At 41.7% G+C, this 4,672-nt stretch carries 6 protein-coding genes; 5 read left to right on the top strand and 1 reads right to left on the bottom strand.

All coding sequences use genetic code 11. The features are described from left to right. Positions 1 to 240: 240 nt before the first annotated feature. The gene (locus tag GNE10_RS32170) at positions 241 to 726 is read right to left on the bottom strand and encodes a glutathione peroxidase (RefSeq protein WP_099071506.1); all 486 of its coding nucleotides are present in this window, start codon (positions 724 to 726) and stop codon (positions 241 to 243) included. Between the two features lie 329 nt (positions 727 to 1,055). Between GNE10_RS32170 and GNE10_RS32165 the strand changes: the two genes are divergently transcribed. From GNE10_RS32165 to GNE10_RS32145, 5 genes are all read left to right on the top strand, one after another. Then, positions 1,056 to 1,607 carry an acireductone dioxygenase gene (locus GNE10_RS32165; RefSeq protein ID WP_185570026.1) on the top strand — a complete coding sequence of 184 codons (552 nt, stop codon included), beginning with the start codon at positions 1,056 to 1,058 and terminating at the stop codon, positions 1,605 to 1,607. Positions 1,608 to 1,643: 36 nt separating this feature from the next. Beyond that, on the top strand, positions 1,644 to 2,279 hold the full coding sequence (locus GNE10_RS32160; RefSeq protein ID WP_185570027.1) for an HAD-IB family phosphatase: 636 nt from the start codon (positions 1,644 to 1,646) through the stop codon (positions 2,277 to 2,279). Continuing rightward, on the top strand, positions 2,276 to 2,914 hold the full coding sequence (gene mtnB, locus GNE10_RS32155; protein WP_185570024.1) for a methylthioribulose 1-phosphate dehydratase: 639 nt from the start codon (positions 2,276 to 2,278) through the stop codon (positions 2,912 to 2,914). Before GNE10_RS32160 ends, mtnB begins: the two co-directional genes overlap by 4 nt. Positions 2,915 to 2,981: 67 nt before the next feature. Next, positions 2,982 to 3,281 (top strand): putative quinol monooxygenase, encoded by a 300-nt coding sequence (locus GNE10_RS32150; protein ID WP_099072753.1) that lies wholly within the window; start codon positions 2,982 to 2,984, stop codon positions 3,279 to 3,281. A gap of 172 nt (positions 3,282 to 3,453) precedes the next feature. Further along, on the top strand, positions 3,454 to 4,233 hold the full coding sequence (locus tag GNE10_RS32145; protein WP_185570023.1) for a class II glutamine amidotransferase: 780 nt from the start codon (positions 3,454 to 3,456) through the stop codon (positions 4,231 to 4,233). Positions 4,234 to 4,672: the final 439 nt, after the last annotated feature.

Here is a 4,672-nt window from a genome sequence, read left to right as displayed (position 1 = left end):
TGATTGCAATATTAATGACAAGTTAATTGGGTCGGAGTAAAAATTGGTCGTGGGAAAAAAGAGGTGAGGGGATGGGAAGATGGGGAGGGGAGTGGGGAAAGGGAAAGGGACAAAGGGGAAAGGAAAGATCCCTTCTTGTCCTCTCTTACAAAGTTTGGATCGGAGGAGACCTTTGCTCCAACTTTGCGCCTTTTCCCTTTTCCCTTTTCCCTACCCGAAGGGTTTTGTCCCATACCTATGCTATTTTGCTAATTCGCTCTCAATTGCGTTGATTAGTTCTGGTGAAGATGGGTGGATATTGCTTTTAAATCTAGCTACCACTTCACCTTGCTTATTCACTAAAAATTTTTCAAAATTCCAAGCAACATCGCCTGTTGGCTGAACAGCTTTGGTAAGTCGCTCATAAAGCGGGTGCTGTTGTGAGCCTTTGGCGTGAATTTTATCGAATAATTCAAAGGTAACACCATATTGACTTGTACAGAATTTGACAATCTGTTCGTTGCTTCCGGGTTCTTGCGCGCCAAAATCGTTACAGGGGAACCCCAAAACACGTAACCCAGCTTCTTTGTATTTTTTGTTCAAGTCTTCTAAACCGCTGTACTGGGATGTATAACCGCAGTAGGAAGCGACATTCACGATTAAAAGTACTTTTCCTGCGTAGTCTTTTAATTGCTTGTCCTGGTCATTGATGGTTTTGACCACGATATCAGAAATTGTGTTGCTCATTTGGCATCAATCGGAATTGATAGGGAATATTGCCAAGTCTCCCATATTACAGGTACTTTGAAATCGATTTAGTTGAGAAAAGTAGGCTACTAGGCACTGGGGACTAGTCACCAGTCACCAGTCTCTAATCCCTGAACTTGTGATAACCTGTTTGTAAATTGCTCTATTAATCCGCTATTTCAAACAAAATCTCGGAAATATGCGTTGCTTTTAATACAAAAATTCATAGCTTAGTAATCAAACTACAGATGCACCAAAAAAGAAGTTCGATTTCAGGAAGCCTTACCTGAAGATAATTTCTGGCTGAAATAAAAAATATGAGGTGAGCTATGGCGATTCTCAAATTAGAAGATGATACAATCCTCACGGATATCAATGATATTGGTCAAGAACTCACACCCTTAAATATCCAACTCAACCGTTGGGCTGTGGGAGATAATCCAGAGTTACATCGTTTACTGGCAGAAGATAGCCTCAATGACGATGAAAAAGAACAAGTACTAAAAGCACTGGATGGTTATTTTAACGAACTACAACAAACAGCAGGCTATCAATCACGGGATCTGATTGTTCTCCATCCAGGAGTTCCCAACCTCGATGAATTAATGGTCAAGTTTGACCAAATCCACACCCATGCTGATGATGAGGTACGCTACGTCATTGATGGAGAAGCCATTTTTGGCTTTGTGCGTCCCGATGGTAGCCAGGTAGAACTGACAGTCCAGAAAGAAGAGTACATCAACGTACCAGCCGGCACTGAACATTGGTTTCACCTCACCCCAGCACGGCGAATTAAAGCAGTGCGCTATTTTATCAGCACAGGAGGTTGGGTTCCTCAATACATAAATAAAGAAATTCGCCTTCATCGCGCAGTAGCTTGAAAAATGCCGAAAAACGAAGAAATGGCAGGACAAAAAGTGCAGCGAATTGTTTTTTGCGACTTTGACGGTACTATCACAGTGGAGGAAACCTTTGTTGCAATTTTGAAAAAATTTGCTCCAGAATTGTCTGCAAAATTAATACCAGAAATGTATGCACAACGGCTCACACTGCGAGAAGGTGTCCGAGAAATCTTGCAATCAATTCCATCTTCTAGCTATGGCGAAATTTTAGAATTTACTCGAAAACAACCAATGCGCCCAGGATTTTTGGAACTGCTGGATTTTCTGGACTTTCAAGGAGTACCCCTAGTGGTGGTTTCTGGGGGACTGCGAGGAATGGTAGAAGTTGTTTTGGGTGCAACGCAACAGCGAGTTCATGCCATCCATGCCGTTGATGTGGATATTACTGGTAGTCTGTTAAAAGTCCACTCGGATTATGAAGGAGAAACCGAACTAGTAGCCAAGGTAGAGGTAATGGCAGAGTATCCCGCTAATGAGAAAATTGCCATTGGGGACTCGCTGACTGATTTGAATATGGGACTGGAGGCATCTTTGGTATTCGCTCGCGATCGCCTAGCAGAGTATCTTAATCAATACCAAAAACCGTATATTCACTGGAATGATTTCTCCGATATCCGCGATTATCTACTAAAATCATGGAGTTCAGGATGATACAGCAAACCCTAGCTGACCCTCGTCTGGAGTTAATTGCTACAGCACATGACTTTTATCAACAAGGTTGGATGGTGGGAACTGCTGGCAATCTCTCAGTACTTTTACCTGATGGTAGCTTCTGGATTACAGCTAGCGGTCGCTCTAAAGGAGAATTATCACTGAATGATTTTGTGCGTATTTATCCAGACGGTAAGCAGGATTCCTCAAATAATTTAAAACCCTCCGCCGAAACCGCCATTCATCAGGTACTTTATACCTTATTTCCCCAAGCAAAAGCTTGCTACCACATCCACTCAGTAGAGGCGAATTTAGTTTCTCGGTTTGTAACTGGAGACTCTTTACCTTTACCACCTCTGGAAATGCTCAAAGGTTTGGGAATTTACCAAGAAAATCCCCATTGTCTGATTCCCATTTTCACCAACCATTTACAAGTTTCCCAAATCGCCACCGACATTCAACAACGCTTCACAATTACCCCAGCCCAACTATCAGCCCTACTCATCCGCGACCACGGCGTTACAGTTTGGGCACCTTCTCCTGAATCTGCCCGTAACTACATTGAGTTGGTAGAGTATATTTTTCGCTACATGGTGGCTGCTTGGGGAGTGGGGATTTGGGAGATGGGGAGATGAGTTTTTCACCTCTGCCCAATGCCCAATGCCCAATGCCCAATACCCAATGCCCAATACCCAATGCCCAATGACTAACCAAACTATTCGCGTTATCGCCCATGTTATTGCTTTGCCTAACAAAGTAGAAGAACTTAAAGCTGTGTTGTTAGAACTCGTTGAACCAACTAGACAGGAACCAGGTGCAATTAAGTATGAACTTTTGCAAAATCAATATGATCCAACAGACTTTACTTTTGTGGAAGAGTGGATTTCTAATGAAGCGTTGAATACTCACATGGACACACCCCATTTTCAAGAAGCAGCAGCTAAACTTGATGGTTTGGTGGCTGCTGCGCCAGATATCCGCCGTTACCATCTTTTGGCTTAGCATAATACCTTATTTCAGCTATGGGAATTTTTCCTGACTTCTGTTAGAAGTCTAATAATTAAATCAGAGTGCTATAAATTCTCAGATTGAAGCGATCGCTCCAGAATCAAGGCAACATTCTGAAGTATCTTGATCCTGAGACCTTAGTCGAAAATTTAAAGTTGCAATATGTATGTGCCAATTGCTTGGAATGAATTGCAATGTCCCAACGGATATTTGCTTTTCTTTTGAAGGTTTTTCTGCACGGGGAGGAAAAACGGATCATCATAGTGATGGTTGGGGCATTGCTTTCTTTGAAGGAAAGGGATGTCGGATGTTTTTAGATGCCCAACCTTCTGTTGCTTCTCCAGTGGCGGAATTCGTGCGGAGTTATCCCATCCATTCTACCCATGTCATCGCCCATATCCGCAAAGCTACTCAGGGTGAAGTTGCTTTACATAACTGCCATCCATTCCGGAGAGAGTTGTGGGGTAAGTATTGGGTATTTGCCCATAACGGTAATTTACCAGATTTTCAGCCAGAAAATACAGGTTTTTATCAAGCTGTAGGTGATACCGATAGCGAAAAAGCATTCTGCATGATGTTAGAAAAATTACGAGAATCTTTTCCTCAAGGTGAGCCTTCCATAAAAGAACTCTATTCTGTGCTGCGAGAAATTACCAATGAAATCGCAAAATTCGGTATGTTTAACTATTTACTATCTGATGGAGAACACTTTTTTGCTTATTGTTCAACCAAACTTAGCTATATTGTCCGCCAAGCGCCCTTTGCTGCTGCCCATTTGATTGATCAAGATATGACTGTTGATTTTCGAGAAGTGACTACCGAACGCGATCGCGTCGCCGTCATCGCTACCACTCCTCTAACTGACAATGAAGTTTGGACACAAATCCAACCCGGAGAATTGCTGGTATTTCAGGATGGATTACCGTCGAAATATGCTTCCAGTTAACAGTGGATCTAGGCTCAATACGGTTCAGTTAAAGGGGAAAGGGGAAAGGGGAAAGGTTTCAAATACATCAGACCTCTTGCACAAGAGTGCTTTTTGCACTCTTGTGGTCAAAGGGATGCATCTTTATTGGGGAAAGGGAAAATACCAAACATGCACCCCGTTTCCCAATTTCTCTTAGAAGTCTATCCCTTACCCCTTAATTTTTTCCCAGACCAGAAGGGAAGTGTATCAATAATTTTGTGAATTAGTATAATACCAAATTAACAGAGAAAGTATTATTTTAAATTTTTTAAAAGGTTTTTAGCCAAGGTTTTAATCCAAAATCTCAAACTTGTACTGAGTCTGTAGAAATATCTAAAATTCTAAATTGGTATTACCTCTCTCCATGAATCTAATTTGGCTCAACTACTTAATAAAAATAATTTAGAAATTTTCGTAT

The sequence above is a fragment of the Nostoc sp. 2RC genome, from assembly GCF_014222165.1.
In the GTDB taxonomy this organism is placed as follows: domain Bacteria; phylum Cyanobacteriota; class Cyanobacteriia; order Cyanobacteriales; family Nostocaceae; genus Nostoc; species Nostoc linckia.
This window is presented reverse-complemented; position numbering and strand designations above follow the sequence as displayed.

What these genes read in the sequence shown, in the direction of transcription:
- GNE10_RS32150 (WP_099072753.1), top strand. Translation starts at nt 2,982, where the DNA reads ATGACTAACCAAACTATTCGCGTTATCGCCCATGTTATTGCTTTGCCT.
- GNE10_RS32170 (WP_099071506.1), bottom strand. Translation starts at nt 726, where the DNA reads ATGAGCAACACAATTTCTGATATCGTGGTCAAAACCATCAATGACCAG.
- GNE10_RS32165 (WP_185570026.1), top strand. Translation starts at nt 1,056, where the DNA reads ATGGCGATTCTCAAATTAGAAGATGATACAATCCTCACGGATATCAAT.
- GNE10_RS32145 (WP_185570023.1), top strand. Translation starts at nt 3,454, where the DNA reads ATGTGCCAATTGCTTGGAATGAATTGCAATGTCCCAACGGATATTTGC.
- mtnB (WP_185570024.1), top strand. Translation starts at nt 2,276, where the DNA reads ATGATACAGCAAACCCTAGCTGACCCTCGTCTGGAGTTAATTGCTACA.